The 20,132-nt window shown below is 40.7% G+C and carries 18 protein-coding genes and 1 tRNA gene; 11 read left to right on the top strand and 8 right to left on the bottom strand.

Annotation, left to right across the window (positions count from 1 at the left end; translation table 11 throughout):
- Both D7Z94_RS02985 and D7Z94_RS02980 read left to right on the top strand, forming a co-directional pair.
- Nucleotides 1-864 (top strand): fructosamine kinase family protein, encoded by an 864-nt coding sequence (locus D7Z94_RS02985; RefSeq protein WP_120710011.1) that lies wholly within the window; start codon nt 1-3, stop codon nt 862-864.
- A 114-nt stretch (nt 865-978) separates the two neighbouring features.
- The gene (locus D7Z94_RS02980) at nt 979-3,111 is read left to right on the top strand and encodes a pyrroloquinoline quinone-dependent dehydrogenase (protein WP_120710010.1); all 2,133 of its coding nucleotides are present in this window, start codon (nt 979-981) and stop codon (nt 3,109-3,111) included.
- A 6-nt stretch (nt 3,112-3,117) separates the two neighbouring features.
- On the opposite strand, the gene D7Z94_RS02975 is transcribed toward D7Z94_RS02980, so the two are convergent.
- Entirely contained in the window at nt 3,118-4,674 is a 1,557-nt protein-coding gene (locus D7Z94_RS02975) for a sulfatase family protein (protein WP_211341739.1), read from the bottom strand.
- A gap of 46 nt (nt 4,675-4,720) precedes the next feature.
- On the opposite strand from D7Z94_RS02975, the gene D7Z94_RS02970 reads away from it, so the two are divergent.
- From D7Z94_RS02970 to D7Z94_RS02960, 3 genes are all read left to right on the top strand, one after another.
- On the top strand, nt 4,721-5,782 hold the full coding sequence (locus D7Z94_RS02970; protein ID WP_120710009.1) for a Gfo/Idh/MocA family protein: 1,062 nt from the start codon (nt 4,721-4,723) through the stop codon (nt 5,780-5,782).
- Between the two features lie 61 nt (nt 5,783-5,843).
- Complete coding sequence (locus D7Z94_RS02965) at nt 5,844-7,322, top strand: acyl-CoA synthetase (protein WP_120710008.1); 1,479 nt, start codon at nt 5,844-5,846, stop codon at nt 7,320-7,322.
- A gap of 182 nt (nt 7,323-7,504) precedes the next feature.
- Nucleotides 7,505-9,031 (top strand): sodium:solute symporter family protein, encoded by a 1,527-nt coding sequence (locus D7Z94_RS02960; protein WP_120710007.1) that lies wholly within the window; start codon nt 7,505-7,507, stop codon nt 9,029-9,031.
- 62 nt (nt 9,032-9,093) lie between these two features.
- Here the strand turns inward: D7Z94_RS02960 and D7Z94_RS02955 are convergent, their stop codons facing one another.
- Complete coding sequence (locus D7Z94_RS02955; RefSeq protein ID WP_120710006.1) at nt 9,094-10,278, bottom strand: C40 family peptidase; 1,185 nt, start codon at nt 10,276-10,278, stop codon at nt 9,094-9,096.
- Nucleotides 10,279-10,386: 108 nt separating this feature from the next.
- Here D7Z94_RS02955 and dcm point away from each other — a divergent pair, with 108 nt between their 5' ends.
- From dcm to D7Z94_RS02940, 3 genes are all read left to right on the top strand, one after another.
- The gene (gene dcm / locus D7Z94_RS02950) at nt 10,387-11,619 is read left to right on the top strand and encodes a DNA (cytosine-5-)-methyltransferase (RefSeq protein ID WP_120710005.1); all 1,233 of its coding nucleotides are present in this window, start codon (nt 10,387-10,389) and stop codon (nt 11,617-11,619) included.
- A gap of 42 nt (nt 11,620-11,661) precedes the next feature.
- Nucleotides 11,662-11,958, top strand: a complete 297-nt coding sequence (locus D7Z94_RS02945; protein WP_120710004.1) for a putative quinol monooxygenase — start codon at nt 11,662-11,664, stop codon at nt 11,956-11,958.
- A 141-nt stretch (nt 11,959-12,099) separates the two neighbouring features.
- Nucleotides 12,100-12,474, top strand: a complete 375-nt coding sequence (locus tag D7Z94_RS02940) for a hypothetical protein (RefSeq protein ID WP_120710003.1) — start codon at nt 12,100-12,102, stop codon at nt 12,472-12,474.
- Between the two features lie 55 nt (nt 12,475-12,529).
- Here D7Z94_RS02940 and D7Z94_RS02935 read toward each other — a convergent pair whose 3' ends face one another.
- The 3 genes from D7Z94_RS02935 to D7Z94_RS02925 are packed head-to-tail and all read right to left on the bottom strand — an operon-like array spanning nt 12,530 to nt 14,361.
- Nucleotides 12,530-12,973: a GNAT family N-acetyltransferase gene (locus tag D7Z94_RS02935; protein WP_120710002.1), complete on the bottom strand. Its 444-nt coding sequence runs from the start codon at nt 12,971-12,973 to the stop codon at nt 12,530-12,532.
- Nucleotides 12,973-13,887 (bottom strand): cation diffusion facilitator family transporter, encoded by a 915-nt coding sequence (locus D7Z94_RS02930; protein ID WP_120710001.1) that lies wholly within the window; start codon nt 13,885-13,887, stop codon nt 12,973-12,975. Before D7Z94_RS02930 ends, D7Z94_RS02935 begins: the two co-directional genes overlap by 1 nt.
- 42 nt (nt 13,888-13,929) lie before the next feature.
- A complete protein-coding gene (locus D7Z94_RS02925; protein WP_120710000.1) occupies nt 13,930-14,361 on the bottom strand; it encodes an RpiB/LacA/LacB family sugar-phosphate isomerase in 432 nt (143 codons plus the stop codon).
- A 576-nt stretch (nt 14,362-14,937) separates the two neighbouring features.
- Here D7Z94_RS02925 and rnr point away from each other — a divergent pair.
- Genes rnr through D7Z94_RS02910 form a run of 3 tightly spaced genes read left to right on the top strand, consistent with a single transcriptional unit; the run spans nt 14,938 to nt 18,555 of the window.
- Nucleotides 14,938-17,136 carry a ribonuclease R gene (gene rnr / locus D7Z94_RS02920; protein WP_120709999.1) on the top strand — a complete coding sequence of 733 codons (2,199 nt, stop codon included), beginning with the start codon at nt 14,938-14,940 and terminating at the stop codon, nt 17,134-17,136.
- A 57-nt stretch (nt 17,137-17,193) separates the two neighbouring features.
- Nucleotides 17,194-17,874 (top strand): head GIN domain-containing protein, encoded by a 681-nt coding sequence (locus D7Z94_RS02915; protein WP_120710851.1) that lies wholly within the window; start codon nt 17,194-17,196, stop codon nt 17,872-17,874.
- A gap of 9 nt (nt 17,875-17,883) precedes the next feature.
- Entirely contained in the window at nt 17,884-18,555 is a 672-nt protein-coding gene (locus D7Z94_RS02910) for a LysE family translocator (protein ID WP_120709998.1), read from the top strand.
- A 44-nt stretch (nt 18,556-18,599) separates the two neighbouring features.
- On the opposite strand, the gene D7Z94_RS02905 is transcribed toward D7Z94_RS02910, so the two are convergent.
- The 3 genes from D7Z94_RS02905 to D7Z94_RS02895 form a co-directional block, all read right to left on the bottom strand.
- Nucleotides 18,600-18,670: transfer RNA gene (locus D7Z94_RS02905), tRNA-Cys, on the bottom strand.
- A gap of 43 nt (nt 18,671-18,713) precedes the next feature.
- Complete coding sequence (gene folB / locus D7Z94_RS02900) at nt 18,714-19,076, bottom strand: dihydroneopterin aldolase (protein ID WP_120709997.1); 363 nt, start codon at nt 19,074-19,076, stop codon at nt 18,714-18,716.
- 101 nt (nt 19,077-19,177) lie between these two features.
- Nucleotides 19,178-20,122: a PorP/SprF family type IX secretion system membrane protein gene (locus tag D7Z94_RS02895; RefSeq protein WP_120709996.1), complete on the bottom strand. Its 945-nt coding sequence runs from the start codon at nt 20,120-20,122 to the stop codon at nt 19,178-19,180.
- Nucleotides 20,123-20,132 lie beyond the last annotated feature (10 nt).

Raw genomic sequence — 20,132 nt, 5'->3', positions numbered from 1 at the left:
ATGCAAAAAGAGCTCAAAGCCCATATTGAATATCTGCTTTGTATAAATATTCAAAAGGTCCAATCCCTTTCGGGTGGTGATATCTCACAGGCCTATCTCTTGGAAACGGAAACAGAACATTTTTTCTGTAAAGTAAATCGTGATGGTAATGCCCATAAAATGTTCCTTGTAGAAAAGGCTGGTTTAGAAGCCATTTCCAACACCCAGGTCATAGCCACACCCAATGTCCTACTCTGCGAGCCTTTAGAAAAAGGTGCTTTTTTGATAATGGAATACATCAAACCTGGCAGGGCTTCCCAAGCAGAGATGGCACAACTAGGGCATCAATTGGCGGCATTACATCAGTTTTCCAAATCCGACTACTATGGATGGGAGACTGATAACTTTATTGGGAGCCTTCCCCAAGGCAATAGCCCAAACACGGATTGGGGCCCGTTTTATGTACAAGAACGTCTTCTTCCTCAAATTAAAACGGCCATTGATAACAAGCAGTTAGATGTATCGGATATTCCGTCCGAAACAAAACTTTCCGTTACTTGCAAAAACCTTTTCCCAAAAACTGAACCAGCTCTATTGCATGGTGATCTGTGGGGTGGAAACTATCTCGTCTCACAAGGTGGGAAACCCTATTTGATAGACCCGGCCATCTACTATGGCCATCATGAAGTGGACATTGCCATGACCCGATTATTTGGTGGATTTGATTCCTCTTTTTACCATGCCTATCAGGAACACTTTCCCAAAGAACCTTTTGAGGATGAACGAAGGGACATCTATCAGCTTTATTATTTGCTGGTACATCTAAATTTGTTCGGTAGGTCATACTATGGGTCGGTAAAAGCCATTTTAAAGCGGTATTTCTAGCACTTCAAGTACAGTCGTATGGAAATTTAAGCCCTAGGTACGACTATAGCATATATTAAGGATTAAAATCATTTCGTTTTTGCGTATTTTTAGGAAAACTAATCCAGCAAATCCATGCCGTCCAAACTTTTTTGTTCCCTTCTTCCTATTGTCACCATAGTATTATTACTTTTTACAAATTGCCAGCCTTCTGAAAAAGAAGATTCATCCAAAAATCAATATGTAACCTGGTCTTCTTATCTAGGAGATTCCGGACGGAGCCATTACTCCACTTTATCACAAATCACTCCTGAAAATGTAAAAAGCCTAAGAGTAGCTTGGTCCTATGAGGCAGCTGATTGGGGCCAGATGCAAATGAACCCCATTGTTGCGGATACGATTTTATATGGGGTTACTGCCGCCATGAGGGTAGTTGCCCTGCATGCCGCTACGGGCAAGGAAATATGGCAATTTGGAGATTCTGTAAAAGTATGGCATTCCACCAGCAGGGGTGTTTCCTATTGGGAGAAAGGAAAGGACAAACGTATTCTATATACCCGTGGTTCCGATTTATATGCTTTGAACGCCTTATCCGGAAAACCGATTCCAACTTTTGGGGATAATGGTAAGGTGGATATGCGTTCCGGTCTGCCCAAATCGGCCCAAAGTAAGTTCGTAATTTCCAATACCCCTGGGACCATTTATAAGGATATTATTGCAATGCCCCTTAGATTATCCGAAGGTCCCGGTGCACCTCCCGGGGATGTTATGGCATTTAACGTAATTACCGGAGCTGTGGAATGGGTATTCCATACCATTCCAGAAGCAGATGAGGAAGGTTATGATTCCTGGGGAGACGAAGATCCTAGGGAGAGTCCGCTCGTTGGTGCCGCCAATAACTGGTCCGGTATGGCCGTAGATGAAGAAGCGGGAATCATCTATGTCCCCACGGGCTCTGCGGCCCCTGATTTTTATGGAGGCGTTCGGAAAGGAAGTAATCTATATGCCAATAGTTTAGTGGCCTTGGATGGCGATACAGGTGAGCGTATTTGGCATTTTCAATTTACACATCATGACATTTGGGATCGCGACCCCCCTGCCCCACCCAATCTTCTGATGGTGCAACAGGACGGCAAAAAAATTCCGGCTGTTGCCCAGGTAACGAAGCAAGGTTACGTCTATGTTTTTAATCGGATGACGGGAGAACCCTTATTCGATATTGAAGAACGTCCCGTACCTCCTTCCATTTTGGAGGGTGAGGAAACTTGGCCCACACAGCCATTTCCGGTAAAACCAAAGCCCTTTGCACGCCAATCCACCGAACTGTCCGAGAACAGTGTGAGCCCCTACGCGGAAAACCAGGAGGAACTGCGGGAGCTTTTAAGAACGGCTGATAAACGAATCTACGCCCCTCCAAGTTTGGAGCCCACAATTCTATTGCCAGGTTATGATGGAGCTGCCGAATGGGGAGGAGCGGGCGCCGATCCCGAAGATGGGATTCTCTATGTGAATTCGAACGAAATGCCTCGTATGCTACAGATGGGCCTTGCTAAAAATGACTATGCTGGACTACCTTTAGGCCAAGGTGTATACAACAAATACTGTGTTACTTGTCATCAGGCCGACAGAAAAGGTGTGGTGGCCAGTGGTTTTCCTTCTTTGATCGACCTGCAATTGCGAAAGGAGAAAGATGAAGTTTCTACTATTGTTACACAAGGGAAAGGCATGATGACCGGTTTCCCTCAGATTCCAAAGGAAGAAATGGAGGCGCTTCTTCGATTTCTATTTGATGAGGAAGTACAACATAGCGTAGCCGAGGAATCTGACCAAAAAGATTCCATTGCTATTCCTTATAAACATGCAGGCTACAATAAATTCTTGGACAGTAATGGGTTGCCAGCGATAGCTCCTCCCTGGGGTACTATGCACGCCATTGACCTAAATACAGGGGATTATATTTGGTCCATTCCCTTTGGCAATACACCAGAATTAGGGGATGAAGGAATCGGTATCGGTACGGAAAACTACGGCGGCCCGATTGTAACCGAAAACGGACTTTTGTTTATTGGTGCCACCCGAGATGGTTATTTTAGGGTGTTCAACAAACATACTGGGGAGCTGCTTTGGGAATACAAACTGCCCGCAGCCGCTTTTGCAACGCCTGCCATGTACGAGGTAAACGGAAAGCAATATATCGCTATAGCCTGTGGGGGCGAAAAATTGGGAACAGAAAAAGGAAATAGGATTGTTGCATTTGCTTTGGAGTGACTTTGATTACTCAATACATGCGGCTTCCTTAAACGTACCCTTATCACGTACCAACATCTGATATTCGTTGATTTTTTCGTCTAAATCATAATTCTTCATTTGGTAATCTGGGGTGTACAATACCTTATCCCAATAGGTGGTCTGAGGTTCCTTGACCCTTAAATCGTCGGTTTGCTCCATCCATGTTTTTACTTCTTTACTCAATTCATCCCGCACCTTTTTGTATTTCGGGTTTTCGGATTCATTTTTTAAATTATAGGGGTCATCGGCCAATATATATAATTCTTCCATGGGCCGTTTGCCAAAGGCTAATTGAAAATAGTCTTTGTCCGAAGGCTTCCCTTCCATGGCCATAATCAGGAATTTAGAAATGGAATTATCCACATCCCCGTACTGTCCAACCGACTGGTGTACTTCCGGGTCGCCCGCCGGCCAACGATCGGGTTCAAAATTTTTGATATACAGAAAATCCTTAGTGCGCACGGCGCGGGATGGATAGCTCAAATCTCCCTTTCGAACATTGGCATGTCGTTCCCGTTCCAGAAAGACTTTACTACGGTCAGATTTTGTAGAGCTTCCCTTTTCAAAAAGTTCCAACAAACTATTTCCGCTAAACGCCTCAGGGATTTCCAATCCGGCCGCCTCCAAAAAAGTGGGGCCAAAATCGATGAAGTTCATAAAATCGCTAATGCGCTTTCCTCCTTGAATATGTCCCTTCCAATACATGGCCAAAGGCATCCGTGTACCATAATCGTATAAGGTTGCCTTGGCACGGGGAAAGGGCATGCCATTGTCACTGGTCATGATGATAATCGTATTGTCCAGCAAACCTTGTTTCTCCAGGGCATTGATAATGTTTCCCGATTCCCGGTCAAAGCGTTCCACTTCAAAATAATAATCGAGGATGTCATTACGGACACATGGTGTATTAGGCAAAAACCCAGGTACACTAACCCTTTCCTGATCCATTCCCGATTTTACTCCGGTATTCGTCTCATAAACCCTATGCGGATCACTACTGCCGAACCAATAGGCAAAGGGTTGATCTGTTTTTTTGTTTTTCAAAAAAGTTTTAAAATCGGGGTAATCCTTCCCCGCAGGGTTGTGTTCATATCCCCCTGCTTTAAAATCACCCGGTCCCCAACCTTTACGACTCTTTCCTGTATGATAACCGGATTCTGTTAAGAGCGACATCCAATTAGGGAATTTATCCGGAATTACGGACCACAAATTACCGGCACTTTCCAATTGGTGGGGATACCTGCCCAGCAAAATACTGGCCCGGGATGGTGAACAGGATGGTGCAGCACAATACGCATTTTCAAAAACGGCTCCTTCTGTTGCCAAAAAATCGAATGTTGGCGTACGGACAACGGAATCACCATAGGCCCCAGCATGTGGATAGGACCAGTCATCTGCAATCAAAAAAAGAATATTTGGTTTTGATATAGGTGTTTCTATTTTCTCTACGGTAGGAAAGGTTGCTCCGGAAAACAGTACTGCCATTCCAACAACCAAAACGATTCCCAAAAACTTACTTACGGCAGGGATTGTCAATTTCATAAGGTTTGTTAACTTTCCAATAAATATAGCACTCAAAAATCGAAAAATGGATAAAATAAAAGTTTTGGTCGTGGGCTGCGGCCATATGGGAACCAGCCATGCCCGAGCCTATCATCAACTAGAGGGTTTTGAAATCGTTGGTCTAGTGAGTAGAAAGCCTGAAAGTAGGGAGCGCTTGTCCCAAGAATTGGGAGGGTACCCTACCTATGGAGATTATGCCAAGGCCCTGGAAGAGGCAAAACCGGATGCCGTATCCATAAACACCTATCCGGATACACATGGCGAATATATTCGGATGGCCTTGAATGCCAACGCCCATGTATTTGTAGAAAAGCCATTGGCCTTAACGGTAGAGGAAGCCCAAAGTTTGGTGGATCTGGTCCAAAAAAAAGGGAAGAAAATGGTGGTTGGTTATATTCTTCGGGTACATCCGGCCTGGGCAAAATTCGTGGAAGTGGCCAAGTCCCTTGGAAAACCCTTGGTCATGCGTATGAACCTGAACCAGCAAAGTTCTGGCAGCAACTGGTACACCCATAAACAACTGATGAACAGCATGTCTCCAATTGTAGATTGTGGGGTTCACTATGTAGATGTTATGTGTTTAATGACGGAATCCGTTCCCGTAAGCGTTAGCGCAATCGGGGCTCGGCTTTCCGATGAAATCGATACAGAAATGTATAATTATGGGCAGCTACAGGTGCGATTCCAAGATGGTTCGGTAGGATGGTACGAGGCCGGTTGGGGACCTATGATGAGCGAGACCGCTTTTTTTGTAAAGGACGTGATCGGACCCAAAGGATGTGTCTCAATTGTGGACGAGGCCAAAGGGGATAGTGATAGTGTAGATGATCATTCCAAGACCGGGGCCTTGAAACTTCACCATGCGGCTACTGATGAAAACGGAAATTTTGCCAAAGCGGACGAATTAATAGACACCTCGGATGAACCTGATCACGATGGGCTCTGCCTTTTGGAACAGGAATACTTTCTAAAGGCCATAACCGAAGACATGGATTTGGACAATCATTTACGCGATGCCGTAAACAGTCTGCGTATCGTATTGGCCGCAGATGAATCGTTTCGAACGGGGAAAACGGTAGATTTGTAGACGTCAAGCCCCTCCAACACTTAAAACGTGACGGCTTTGCCCAATAGATTTTACTTGGTACATGATTCAGCTAATTGAAAGAGCCAAAGGCTTTACGGAACAAGAGGCTTTGGTCTCTAATGGTACCTCGTATACCTATGGTCAATTATTGGAATCAGCGCATTATGTTGCGGCCCATCTTTTGAGCGGAAAACCCAATTTGGAAGAAGCTCGTATTACCTTCCTTGTACACCCATCATTCGAATACACGGCAGTTCAGTGGGGCATTTGGATGGCCGGGGGCATTGCAGTTCCCCTCTGTGTACTGCATCCGCTACCGTCTATTCAATATGTTTTGGAGGATACTAAGGCGGAAATGGTAATCGCGCACACGGATTATATAGATTTCTTATCTCCACTGGAAAAACGGATTGGGGTTTCCATAGCTTCCTTGAAGTCCATTTTGCAAAATCGTTCTACGCAGCTTCCAAATATTGATCCCGAACAAAGGGCCATGATTCTTTATACGAGTGGTACCACAAGTAAACCTAAAGGAGTGGTTACTACACATGCCAATATCCAAGCTCAAATTACAACTCTCGTGAGTGCCTGGGAATGGCAACAGCACGATTATATCCTGAACATACTTCCCTTACACCATGTACATGGTATTATCAATGTGATGAGCTGTGCATTATGGAGCGGCGCCTGTTGCGAATTTTTACCCAAATTTGAAGCTGAAAGTGTCTGGAATATTATTAAATCAGGTCGATTGACTTTATTTATGGCCGTGCCGACCATTTACTACAAACTGATTGCTTTTTGGGATAGTGCTTCCGAAATGGCACAGGAAGAAATGTCCAAAGCCGCTTCAAAACTACGGTTGATGGTTTCCGGCTCGGCGGCTTTGCCGGTACCCGTACTGGAAAAATGGCGGAAAATAACGGGACAAACCTTATTGGAACGCTATGGAATGACGGAAATAGGAATGGGGCTATCAAACTCCTATCGGGGAGAAAGAAGACCCGGGCATGTGGGATTACCTTTACCCGGTGTTGAAATGCGTTTGGTAGATGGGGGTAACAAGGCCGTTAAGGAAAATGAGGCTGGCGAATTTCAAATCAAAGGTCCCAGTGTTTTTAAGGAATATTGGCAAAAACCGGAAGCGACAAAAAAGGCATTTACTGAAGATGGTTGGTTTATTACAGGTGATATCGGCATGTTGAACAATGGGTACTATAAAATTCTCGGTCGCGATAATGTGGACATCATCAAATCGGGTGGATATAAAATATCGGCACTGGAAATTGAGGATGTTTTACGAAAGTACAAAGGAGTTGACGATTGTGCTGTAGTAGGTCTGCCCGATGAGGAATGGGGCGAAGTAGTATCCGCCTGTTTGATTGCCAGGGATCAAGCCATCGACACCAAAAAAATTTCCGAATGGTTGAAGGAACAATTACCGGGATATAAGATCCCAAGAAACTATATAATCCGCAAAACATTGCCTCGAAACGTTTTGGGCAAGGTGACAAAGAATGAATTGAAAAAAATGTTTTAAGCTCCTTTGCTTTTTAAAAGTATTCCAAAACTTGAAACAGCAACTTAAAAGTCTTATTAAACTATGGATTTCCTGACCCTTCTCCCCTACATCGGTATCATTGTTTTAGTTGTCATCAATGCTTTACTAGTCTTAAGGCGGGACATCACCGTAGATGACAGTGACCATACCCCAGAGCATTGATGGCTTATTTTCAAGAACATTATGTAACCCTATTGCTCACCATCTTTTATGTCTTGGGCTGTTTGTACATTGGTTGGTATTTTAAGAAAAAAGCCAATCAGGGAGTCGAGGGATATTATGTGGCAAAACGGGAAATTCCAGGGTGGGTAATTTCCCTAGCTTTCTTTTCCACTTCGGCCAGTACCAACACCTATATCGGCCAAGCAGGGAAATCTTTTGAGTATGGACTTTCTTGGGCTTGGATGGGATTCATATGGACCTTTTTCTGTATTATCTCCTGGCAATTGTTGGGGCCTAGGATGCGTTTCCAGACAGCCCGTTTAAAATCGTTTACCATACCGGATTACTTTCACTTGCGCTACAAGAGTACGCTGGCTAAAAGCATTCGGGTGCTTTCAGCACTTATTATCCTATTTGCCACACTATGGTATATGGTGGGTATCGCCAAAGGCTGTGCCCATGTGCTCACTTCCGTTTTGGATATTCCCTATGAATATGGGGCTTTTGCCATCATCGCCATTACCTGTGCCTACACCATTTGGGGCGGAATGTACAGCGTACTTTGGACAGATGCCATTCAAGGCATTATCATGTTCGGAGTTGCCATTTTAATGTTGGCCATTCCGTTTTTCTATGCTGGAGGAGTAGACAACTTGATGGAATCCATTAGCCAAACAAACCATTTGACCAAGAAAGGGATACCCATGAAATCAGGGTTGGTAACTTTCGGGGAGTTAGTATCATTCTTATATATTTTGGGCATAGGGTTGGCCGTTGGGATGAAACAGATTTCAGAACCGAAAAATCTTATTCGCTTTTATTCCGTGAATAATGCAAAAAGTATGCGTTTTGCCATGATATGGACACCTGTTTTTCTTGGAATTTCCTTGGTCTGTGTAATGGGCCTAGGTGCTCTTGTACATGGAATGGCTTCGGCTGAAGAAGCCGCGTATCTGATTAAGGACACGGATGAGGTTGTTGGCTTTATGTTGGACAAGTTTGATAACAAGTTAGTCAGCGGTATTTGTGTAGCCGGTCTGTTCGCGGCGGGAATGTCTTCTTTGGCCTCGGTCATAATTATCATAGGAACCGCTTTTGTAAAAGATATTTGGCATGTGGTAAAACCCATGAAAGAAACTAAAATCATTCCCAGAACCAAATGGTTTATGGGTTTCTATTGTGTTCTGGTATATCTCCTAACCTTATTTCCGATGGCAGGTATCGTGGAATTAACGGCTTTTGCGGGAGCAGTGTTTGCAGCGAGTTTCTTTCCTGCTATTTTTGGCGGGCTATATCTAAAATGGGGAACGGACTTAGGGGCAATGACCTCGATGATTATGGGAATGGTAGTGAATGTTGTTTGGCGTTTTGCCTTTCGGTTTAATATTGAGGGTTGGGAAGATATCCATGAAATAATTCCCGCATTTGCAATTTCGATGCTTACCTATATTGTAGTAAGCCTGCTTAGTAAAAAAAGAAAGCCTGACGGAGAACATTTGAAGGTAGTCTTTGGTTCTTCATTATGAGTGCCTGAAATGGTATAGCGTGTACATGCAGTCAACTCCAATAAAAATTAAGTAGATGGCTTCTAGTCCTTGAACAAAGGGGTCTGGGTCAAGTTTATCAAACCCTCTTCCCTTAAAACCCGCTTGGTACGAAGGTACCGATTGCGGTTCCACTCATCAAAATTTGGAGCATCCTCGCTCATACTGCTAACACGAACCATTTCCGACGCATGTATGAATTCATTGTTGCCTATCCACATGCCAACGTGCACCACCTTTTCCGAAGTGGAGTCCGTAGCTTTTCTTCCAAAAAAGAGCAAATCCCCTTTTTGTAGATTATCAAAATTCTGGGTAGAATCTATCGGTTTTCCGGTGTGTACTTGTTGTGAGGCATCCCTAGGAATCACCATGCCATTTAAAAAATAGATGGTTTTTGTAAATCCACTACAATCCATTCCCTTTGTAGAGGTACCACCCCATAGATACGGCACTCCCATTAAGGTATGGGAGGTGTTTACCAAATCTTCCACGGTTGGATTCAAGTTTTCCAGCCATTCCTCATAATCTTGTGCCTCTTCCTTTAAAATATAGGCTTGTCTTCCATCTGGGTAACGTATATTGTAGAATACATCTGAATCTCCCAATACTTCCAAAACATTGCCTGCCACCAAATCGGATACCACTTGTTTCTTGTCAAGGTCTTTGTATGAATGTCCATAGATCTCCGTGTAGATGATTTTGTCGTTGGCCATCCATTGGTCGGCCCGTTCTGAATCCATCAATTCGATACCTCCATTATCTACCCAGGATAGATATTTGTCCGGCGTCTGGATATAATACCAGCTTCCTTCCTTTTTCAATACTTTTACCGGTGTGCCCAAAGTGGCCTGGGTCGACAATTCGGCAGAGTGTTTCGGATGACTCCGAAGATTGGCTACTGAAATATTGATTACGGACTGGGTTTCCTTTCCTAAATCCAAAGCAGGCAAAAGTTGTATACTATCTACAAACTCAATGTTTTCCTTGGTCAACTGTTCTTTAAACGCTTTGATAGCGTTGGGCAAGTCGCTCTCCCCTTTTAAAATATGGACATCGTTCTTCCTTAATACCTCAACATCAAATAAAGCAACACGTTTGTCCGGGGCAAATTCTGATTTAATAGCCAATATTTGTCCCTGAAGTGGTGCTTTCTCCTCTTTTTTTACTTCGCAAGCTGCTAAAAAACATAGTGCCACCGCGATTAAAAAGAAATTGCGCTTTAAGTTCATTAGATTAATTTTTGGTAAAAATAAGGATATTGTCCTATCCCCGCCTCCTTCTATTGGAAGGAGTCTTTTGCATTTTTAATTTATCCTTTTTGTCTAATTTTAACCTCGATGGAAAAACTTAAGGTCATAGAACTATTTGCCGGGGTTGGTGGATTTAGACTAAGTCTCGAGAAAACAGGTTTTTATGAGATAGTCTGGAGCAACCAATGGGAACCTGGCACTAAGACACAACATGCTTCTATGGTCTATGAAGCACGCTTTGGAAGCAAAAACCATAGCAACCAAGATATTGCCGAAGTACCTACTTCAGATATTCCGGATGCCGATATATTGGTGGGAGGGTTTCCCTGTCAAGATTATTCCGTAGCGACCACACTACAAAGCTCCAAAGGACTCATTGGAAAAAAAGGGGTTCTATGGTGGAGCATCCATCGCATACTCTCGGAAAAGAAGAACAAACCCAAATATTTGTTTTTTGAAAATGTGGATCGTTTATTAAAATCTCCTTCTTTGCAGCGGGGCAGAGATTTTGCTATTATGCTCAAAAGTCTGGAGAATATGGGTTACGCAGTAGAATGGCGTATCATCAATGCGGCGGATTACGGAATGCCTCAAAGAAGGAGAAGGGTTTTTTTCTTAGGTTATCACAAGTCATCTTCTATTTTTAAATCTTTGAAAAATGTGGATAAATCCGAATGGCTATACCAAACTGGAACGATGGCCCAAGCATTTCCTATCGAAAAACCTTCCCAACCAATTAATTCCTTTGTTTTGGACGGAGACCTTATTTCAATCTCCAATAACTTCAATAAAGGCGAGAAGTTATCCCCTTTTCAGAATACTGGGGTCTTCATAAATGGCAAAGTGTTTACGATTAAAACCATTCCAAACTATACAGGAAAACGAATATTCCTGGGTGACGTGCTTCAAAATGGCGATGTTACAGAAGATTTCTTTATTTCCCAACAAGACTTTCCAAAGTGGGAATATCTTAAAGGTGCCAAAAAAGAAGTAAGAACGGCCAAAAATGGATTTACGTATAATTATAGCGAGGGAGGGATGGTTTTTCCGGACTCCTTGGACAATGCATCACGTACCATTATTACCGGTGAAGGCGGCAAAAGTCCGTCTCGGTTTAAACACGTAATACACACCCAAAAAGGGTTAAGAAGATTGACCCCAGTAGAATTGGAACGTCTAAATATGTTCCCGGACAACCATACCAAGTTGGAAGGTATTTCTGATACCAAAAGAGCTTTTTTTATGGGTAATGCGCTAGTAATTGGGGTAGTAGGTAATATAGCGGAATCGCTTCGTAATAAAATAAATCACTCACATTAGTACTTCCGAAAGAAATTTGAAAATTAAAATATCTTAAAAACTATGAATAACAATCAATTAACAGTTATCGCAAGAATTTTGGTAAAACCTGAAAAGAAGGAATTCGTTAAAAATGAACTTCTCAAATTAATCGAAATTACCAGAAAGGAAGAGGGTTGTATCAATTATGACCTGCACCAGGATAATGAAAACAAAAATCTCTTTTTGTTCTATGAAAATTGGAGTTCTCGTGAATTGTGGCAAAAACACATTAACAATTCCCATATATCAGATTATAGAAAAGCTACAGAGGGTGCCATTGAAGAATTCACCTTGAATGAAATGACCCTTATTGGTTGATTTATGTAGACTTTTATGGCTAAATAATAGTGAAAAACAGAGAAGGAGAACTGTCTGTTTCGTGTTATTTTAAGTCATAAACTACTGTTAATCAGTGTTTAAAATTTGGAATTGTAGTTTTTTTCTTCTATTTTATCCATTATGATAAACTTAGAAAAGTTAGAGAACAGGGAGTTTTTAGAAAAATCCATCCATCATTTAGAGGCCACAGGTTTTGAGAATATCAAAGCTGATTTAGAGGGTTATGAATGCCCAAAATCCTATCTTAGAAAAGAGAGTGGGAACCGAATTACACCGGATATTGTTGCCGTGAAAAACGGCATGAAGTATTTCTTTGACATTAGTCTAAAATCCGAAAAATCTCGTCTGCTAAAGACAAAGTGGTTGTTTCTGGACGCTTTGAGCCGTATGAAATCCGACCGGTTCCGAATCATAACCACAAGAGGACACTACAAATTTACGGATAAGCTTTTGGAAGAAATTAATCTCACCAACAAGGAACCCATAAAGATTTAAGGGAAATAAAAAATACCCCAGCCAGTAGCAATGACTTAGATGTAATCGGTGGTGTTCATTGCTTTAACATTCCTATATGCGGAATTCCATCTTCCAGATATCCCTTCCCTATTTGTTCAAATCCGAGTTCATGATAAAAGCGCTCCAGATATAATTGAGCGGAAACATGTATTTTTTTCTCGCCAAAATGCTTCTCAACGGCGTTGATAGATGCCTTCATAATCTCCTTTCCATAACCGTATTTACGTTCTGATGCCCTGACCACTACCCTACCAATACTGGCAGTTTCCACATAATCCCCGGGGCCAAAAATACGCGTGTAGGCCAACACATTTCCTCCATTATGGCCAATTACGTGAAGTGCCTTTTGGTCTTTCCCATCCAAATCTTGATAAACACATTGCTGCTCAACAACAAAAACCTCGGAGCGCAATTGTAAAATTCCGTATAACTCTGTATTGGAAAGCTCCTGAAATCTTTTTACGGAGATATGTAGCATTAGTCCTGAACAATTACATTTTTACTATCGCACTTACCAAATTCCGGTTGAATGTTTACGTGATTGATACCATATTCATGGTACATCTCCTCTTCTATTTGTTCCAAAATAATATCAAACTCGGATAATTTTATATCCTCCTTGAAATCAATATGAGCCTCAAGATGTACCTCACTGTCGTTTAATTGCCAAATATGTACATGATGTACATTTCGGATGTGCCTTATCCGTTTAATAGCTTCCACAATTTTTTGAACCTGTATAGTATGAGGAGTAAACAACATCAATACTCTTGTTGAATTCTTTAAAAGATCGTATCCCATATAAATAAGATACAATGCTATAGCCAGAGTTAGGGCTGTATCCACCCAATACACCTGATAAAATTTCATAAGCAGCCCCCCAACAAGAACAGCAATTGAAGCCATCATATCCGTTAATAAGTGTAAATAGGCCGATTTCATATTCATATTGTTGCTTGTAGTACCTTTCAAAAGAAAAACACTAAAGCCATTTGCGGCAATTCCCAATAAGGACAGCCAAATCACTAAATCAGATTCTATTTCCTGGGGAGTTAAGAAACGTTCAACGGCTTCCTTTATCAAAATAATAGCGACAACGATAAGTGTAGCGGAGTTTACAAATGCCGCGATTATTTCCGCACGTTTATAACCAAAAGTCTTGTTTGTGGAAGCCTCCTTTTTAGAAAGCACATTGGCAATATAACTTATAACGAGGGACATTACATCGCTAAAGTTGTGAAGTGCATCTGAAAGTAGGGCCAGACTTCCGGAAACTAGCCCTCCGATAACCTGTGAAACCGTAATAAGTATATTTAGAAGTATGGAAATAATAAGGTTTCTACCTTTTACATCAGGATGGGAGTGGGAGTGATTATGATGTGTATGCCCCATTACTTATGTTCAAAAAAAAGATAAAATCTTTGGGTAGATTGATTACTTGCACGGAATCTTTTCGATTCTCCTTTCATGACGTCCACCGGCAAATTCCGTGCTAAAAAAAGTCTTTACCATTTGCAATGCCTGGGGCAGTGAAATAAACCGAGCGGGCAAACTAAGGATGTTGGCATCATTATGTTCCCTGGCCAACTCCACTATTTCTTTGTTCCAGCATAGGGCACAACGTATTTTTTGATGTTTATTGGCAGTCATAGATGCACCGTTGCCGCTACCACAAACAACAATACCGTAATCGGCTTTGCCGCTTTCAACATCCTCTGCCACTGGATGTACAAAATCTGGGTAATCCACACCATCAGCTCCATCCGTCCCATGATTTATCACTTCTTTCCCCATTGATTTTAGAAGCCCGATTACTGCCAACTTATACTCGGTTCCGGCGTGGTCGTTTCCTATGGATATCTTCATGGTATAGTGATTTGATTTGTAAACAAATGTACAAAATACGGAGCTAGCATAATAAATCTAAAATGTTTTGCTATTTGTTCATTATCTGTAATTACTAATTCATTACCTGTTGATAAGATTAGCAAAAAAGATGGATTTAAAATTTTGGAATTTGCTTTAGAATTCGCTTTACGAAACAATTCCTAAAATGAATAAATAATATGTAAAAAAATAACAGCATTCTATAAGTCCGTTTTGCAATCTAATTAACATTAAAATAACATTAACTTTTCAAAAAAAACATGTTAAGATGGTTTATCAACCTACTTTGATAACTCCGATAATCCATTGATTTTGAAAAGTAAGGCAATGGTAAAAATTGTAAATAAAAAATTAATTCGGTTCAAAACAAGTTCCATGCATTTTATTTTTACCCGCTATTAACATACCATTATCATCATCATTTTTATTTCAATATTTAAAAAATTAAGATTAATAGTATGTAATACTGTTAATAAGCTTCAAAATGTTTTTTGGACGCATATGAAAAGTTGGTAGTGGATTATAATTCGTAATTTTCGACGCAAATAAAAATGAATGTCAAAAAGAAAGAAGAAGGCGAGAAATCATAGAAGAAATGAAATTACCAAAGGTATTTTTACCGTACTTGAAAGAGAACCGAAGAAAAGCTTCAACTATAAACAAATAGCCTCCAAAATAGGACTTACCGATACCCAAGATAGAAATGTACTTATTAAAAGATTGGGGCAGCTAAAGGAAAAAAAGAGGATATTGGAAGTAGAGCGAGGCAATTACAAGGCCATTGAAGCTTCCAAATCACATCTTAATGGGATTGTGGATATCACAGGAAGAGGAAACGCTTATGTGATAATCGAAGGAATGGATGAGGATGTCTTTGTCCCATATAATAAATTGAATAGGGCTTTCAATAAGGATAAGGTAGAAGTATATGTTTTTCCAAGTAGAAAGGGAAAGAAGTTAGAGGGGGAAATTATCAGTGTATTGGAGCGGTTTAAAACCGAATTCGTAGGAATAGTGGATATCCAGCAGAATTTTGCCTTTGTCCGGCCTAAGGACATGGGTATGTATACGGATATCTTTGTACCAAAAGAAAGGTTAAAGAATTTACAGGTTGATGATGGCGATAAGGTAATTGTTGAAATTACCGATTGGCCAGAGGAAGCGGATTCGCCATACGGCAAAATTATTGATGTACTAGGAAGGCCTGGGGAACATAATACGGAAATCCATTCTATTTTGGCGGAATATGGTCTCCCTTATGAATTTCCCAAGGAAGTGGAACACTTTTCAAAAAAGTTGGATACCACTATAAAAACCGGGGAAATCGCAAAGCGAAGGGATATGAGGGATACCCTTACCTTTACGATTGATCCAAAGGACGCCAAAGATTTTGATGATGCCCTATCCTTTAGGATCTTGGATAATGAAAACTATGAAATTGGTGTACATATTGCCGACGTTTCCCACTATGTAAAGCCTGATACCATTTTGGATGATGAGGCGTATGAACGGGCTACATCAGTTTATTTGGTGGATAGGGTGGTGCCTATGTTACCAGAAATTTTATCCAACAATGCCTGTTCCCTACGTCCCAATGAAGAAAAATATACTTTCTCCGCTGTTTTTGAAATGACTAAAAAAGCTGAGCTTAAAAATCAATGGTTTGGTCGTACGGTAATAAACTCCAATGAACGTTTCGCCTATGAGGAAGCACAGCATATTATAGAAAACAAAGAAGCGAGTATTCCCAAGGAAATATCGATTCGGGAAAATGCATATTCAGTCTCTGATGAAATAGTAGAAGCAGTTTTGGTTTTGGATGATTTAGCCAAGATTATGCGACTAAGACGGATGGAAATGGGCGCTATTTCATTTGATAAGGTAGAAGTACGATTCAACCTTACTGAAAATAATGAACCCGAAAGCGTATACTTTAAAGAAGCAAAAGATGCCAATAAGCTTATTGAGGAATTTATGTTACTGGCCAATAAGAAAGTTGCAGAATATATAGGAAAACAGAAGCCAAAAAAGACTTTCGTGTATAGGGTACATGACAATCCGGATGAAGATAAATTGTTAGCGTTGAACGGCATCGTCTCTCGATTTGGACATAAGCTGAATTTCAAGGACAAAAAATCCATTAGTGCCTCATTAAACAAACTCTTGGAAGATGTTAAAGGTAAAAAAGAACAGAATTTAGTAGATACCTTGGCTATACGAAGCATGAGCAAAGCGATTTATACTACTGAAAATATCGGGCACTATGGTTTGGCCTTTGATTACTATACCCATTTCACTTCGCCCATCAGGAGATATCCGGATGTTATGGTACATCGACTTTTACAACATTATTTGGATGAAGGGAAATCCTTAAAAACCGAGCTTTATGAGGAACGTTGTAAACATTCGTCGGATATGGAAAACCTAGCCGCAAATGCGGAAAGGGACTCCATTAAATACATGCAGATTAAATTTATGCAAGATCATCAGGATCAAGAATTTATAGGTGTAATCAGCGGTGTTACGGAATGGGGCATCTATGTTGAGATTATCGAGAACAAATGTGAGGGAATGGTGCGTATACGTGATATAAAAGGTGATTATTATATCTTTGATGAAAAGCAGTATGCATTGGTGGGAGAGCGAACCAAAGAAATGTATCAACTTGGTGACGAAGTAATAGTAATGGTGAAAAAAACAGATTTGATAAAGAGGCACCTGGACTTCACACTTCTGGGTAAGCATGAACACTAGTTGTTTTTGGAATAGATTTTGTTCCAAGAAATACTATCGTACCTAAAAACGGATATCATGAAAAAGTCGATGTGGCTAACGGTACTATTGTGCAGTTTTCAATTGATAAGCGCTCAAAATGAGAAGCTTACACAGGAATTGGATAAATTTGTACGGATAAAGGCCTTTGATGGATTATCTGTAAATCTTATCAAATCAGATGTTAATAGAGCGGTCATTACAGGAGCCAATACTAAAAAAGTAGCTATTGTAAATAATGGAGGGACATTAAAGCTACGCATGGAAATAGATAAGATTTTTAGTGGTTATCGAACTTTTGTAGATTTATATTATACAGAGAATTTGGTTGTTATTGACGTAAACGAAGATGCGAGAATCACTTCACAGGAAACGATAAGACAAGATGTTTTGGAACTTAAGGCGCAAGAAGGAGGAGAATTGTCTATAAATGCCGAAGTAGAGCAGCTACTCGTAAAGGCGGTGACCGGTGGTGTTATTGAAGCTAACGGTTCATCGGATTTACAAGATGTGGCTATAAACACTGGAGGAATATATGAAGGGAAGGATTTAAAAACTGGATTTTCCACAGTTAATGTCAATGCTGGATCAAGAGCGGAAATATATGCATCAAACTATGTGAAAGCTACTGTAAAAGCAGGAGGAGAAGTACTGGTCCATGGAAATCCGGCAAAAATGGATGAAAAAACAGTATTTGGTGGGAAGATAACCAGAATGTAAGCAAATTTCATGTTTGAAGACGTACAGGCGGCAATCCCTTTGGGCTTTCTATTAAGCTTTACAATCGGCCCTGTTTTCTTTGTGCTTTTGGAGACAAGTGCTATAAAAGGTTTTAGGGCGGCCCTTTTCTTTGATATCGGGGTTATCGTAGCGGATATCCTGTTTCTTTTCATTGCCTATTTCAGTAGTTTTCAATTGTTGGAAAACTTAAGCAACCAACCTGGGCTTTACGTCTTTGGAGGCATGATTCTACTGGTTTATGGTATTATAGTGTTCGTAAAAAGAGAGAATAAAGAGGCCAAACCAAACTTCAGGGTAAGTAAAGGGGATTATTTGGGTCTTGCTGTAAAAGGGTTTTTGTTGAATTTTATCAACATTGGGGTTTTGATTTTTTGGCTTGGGGTGATTATTATTGTGGGTCCGACCTTGGACAATGACCCCAACCGAATCCTGATTTTCTTTGTCACCATGTTAACGGCTTATTTGATTACCGATATTTTCAAGATTTTATTGGCCAAACAACTAAAAAGAAAGCTTACACACAAACGGATTCATTTGATAAAAAAAGGTCTAGGCATTATATTGATTATCTGTGCGCTTGTATTGATTATAAAGGGTTTTTTGCCCAAGGACAAATTTGATATTGAAAAAGGAATAGAAAAGATAGAGCAAATTAGGTAGGTGTTTAAACAAAAACCCTCCTATTAAGAGGAGGGTTTTTGTTGAGGCATCGAGCGGATTCGAACCGCTGTACAAGCTTTTGCAGAGCTGTGCCTAGCCACTCGGCCACGATGCCAATAAAGATTGCAAAGGTAATACGTTTTTAACTATTGAAAAATTTAAGACCTTCTTTTTTCGGTCAAAACTACCGTAACCATTTCCACATCACCTCCAATGGGAGGATTGATTTTAGATACGGAAACAGTGACTTCCTGCACCATCTGCAACTCCTTCAAAGTCCGTTTTAATATGCGCATAGAAACATGTTCCAAAAGTTTGGATGGAACCTTCATTTCCTCGACTACAATTCGATGAATATGAACATAATCTACTGTCTCGGAAAGCCTATCGGACAACGAAGGCTTGGACAGGTCTGCCTCGATTGAAACATCTACACGATACTCGCTACCAATGGCTGTCTCTTCCTTTAAACAACCATGATGGCCGTAGACCCTTATGTTTTCTACTTTTACTTTTCCCAATGAGATAAATTTGAAATGAACGCAAATTTAAAGTAATCCATTGAGAAAAAGGATTGGAGAAATGCATACCCAAAAATATTGTGGTAAGACAACCTCAATTTTTAATACGTACACCTACAATTGCTAATGCCTTGGAAAAGATCAATTCCAAGAGTCACCACGTGCGTTCCGGTACTATAACCAAGGATTTCATTAAGAATAACCTGATAGGAATACCCAAAATAAAAATTGTTCTTTTTAAGCCCTACAATTGGAGCTATATACAACGGATCACCAATTTGATCGTTTAAAAACCTATAAGTAACACCAGCATAATAATAGTCCTCAAAGTCATACCACCTAAATTTAACGTTCAGGTCGGTAACGGATCTTCCATCGCTTTCAAAAAGTTGAAAAAATACGGACGGCTCAATTTCCAATCGGCTGTTCTTGTTTTTGGTGTATCTGTAACCCGTATACACATAATAGTTTCTTAACCTATTAGGTTCAAAAACAGGGTTAAAACTTTGCAAATCTTTATTCAATAAATTGGAGGCATTCGCGCTGAAATAAAATTTGTCATAACGATACATAACCCCAACATCAAAGTTGTGGTTGGTCGTGGCCCTGTCATCGGTAACATTGGGATCCAGCGCATCAAAATTTTCAATATCGATACGAAACTGGTTAAAATTATAGGAAACACCGAAAGATAGGAATTCGTCATCATAGCGATCCAACGTCAAATGGTGTGCAAAGGAAACCCTTGCACCTCTTTGCTTGGTTTCTCCATTGCTATCATTGTATAGCAGCATTCCAATACCGGATTTTTCACCTATTCGCATATCCGCGGCCAGAGATTGGGTATCCGGAGCATCCTTGATGCCCACCCATTGGGTAAGCCCATTGATCCTGATTTTAACATGATCCCCGATTCCTGCGTAAGTGGGAGACATCACAAAAGGATTGTCCGCCAGATATTGGGAAAGTTGAGGTATGGTAAGCTCCTGACCTCTTAAGGCAATAGCACCCAACAACAAGAACAAGGTCAAAAATCTATTACGCATGTGTTTGTAG

This window comes from Ulvibacterium marinum, assembly GCF_003626755.1.
Taxonomy (GTDB): domain Bacteria; phylum Bacteroidota; class Bacteroidia; order Flavobacteriales; family Flavobacteriaceae; genus Ulvibacterium; species Ulvibacterium marinum.
This window is presented reverse-complemented; position numbering and strand designations above follow the sequence as displayed.

Bases quoted from the DNA above. Each gene is read 5' to 3' on its own strand.
- D7Z94_RS02985 (WP_120710011.1), top strand. From the start codon at position 1: ATGCAAAAAGAGCTCAAAGCCCATATTGAATATCTGCTTTGTATAAAT.
- D7Z94_RS02980 (WP_120710010.1), top strand. From the start codon at position 979: ATGCCGTCCAAACTTTTTTGTTCCCTTCTTCCTATTGTCACCATAGTA.
- D7Z94_RS02975 (WP_211341739.1), bottom strand. From the start codon at position 4,674: ATGAAATTGACAATCCCTGCCGTAAGTAAGTTTTTGGGAATCGTTTTG.
- D7Z94_RS02970 (WP_120710009.1), top strand. From the start codon at position 4,721: ATGGATAAAATAAAAGTTTTGGTCGTGGGCTGCGGCCATATGGGAACC.
- D7Z94_RS02965 (WP_120710008.1), top strand. From the start codon at position 5,844: ATGATTCAGCTAATTGAAAGAGCCAAAGGCTTTACGGAACAAGAGGCT.
- D7Z94_RS02960 (WP_120710007.1), top strand. From the start codon at position 7,505: ATGGCTTATTTTCAAGAACATTATGTAACCCTATTGCTCACCATCTTT.
- D7Z94_RS02955 (WP_120710006.1), bottom strand. From the start codon at position 10,278: ATGAACTTAAAGCGCAATTTCTTTTTAATCGCGGTGGCACTATGTTTT.
- dcm (WP_120710005.1), top strand. From the start codon at position 10,387: ATGGAAAAACTTAAGGTCATAGAACTATTTGCCGGGGTTGGTGGATTT.
- D7Z94_RS02945 (WP_120710004.1), top strand. From the start codon at position 11,662: ATGAATAACAATCAATTAACAGTTATCGCAAGAATTTTGGTAAAACCT.
- D7Z94_RS02940 (WP_120710003.1), top strand. From the start codon at position 12,100: ATGATAAACTTAGAAAAGTTAGAGAACAGGGAGTTTTTAGAAAAATCC.
- D7Z94_RS02935 (WP_120710002.1), bottom strand. From the start codon at position 12,973: ATGCTACATATCTCCGTAAAAAGATTTCAGGAGCTTTCCAATACAGAG.
- D7Z94_RS02930 (WP_120710001.1), bottom strand. From the start codon at position 13,887: ATGGGGCATACACATCATAATCACTCCCACTCCCATCCTGATGTAAAA.
- D7Z94_RS02925 (WP_120710000.1), bottom strand. From the start codon at position 14,361: ATGAAGATATCCATAGGAAACGACCACGCCGGAACCGAGTATAAGTTG.
- rnr (WP_120709999.1), top strand. From the start codon at position 14,938: ATGTCAAAAAGAAAGAAGAAGGCGAGAAATCATAGAAGAAATGAAATT.
- D7Z94_RS02915 (WP_120710851.1), top strand. From the start codon at position 17,194: ATGAAAAAGTCGATGTGGCTAACGGTACTATTGTGCAGTTTTCAATTG.
- D7Z94_RS02910 (WP_120709998.1), top strand. From the start codon at position 17,884: ATGTTTGAAGACGTACAGGCGGCAATCCCTTTGGGCTTTCTATTAAGC.
- D7Z94_RS02895 (WP_120709996.1), bottom strand. From the start codon at position 20,122: ATGCGTAATAGATTTTTGACCTTGTTCTTGTTGTTGGGTGCTATTGCC.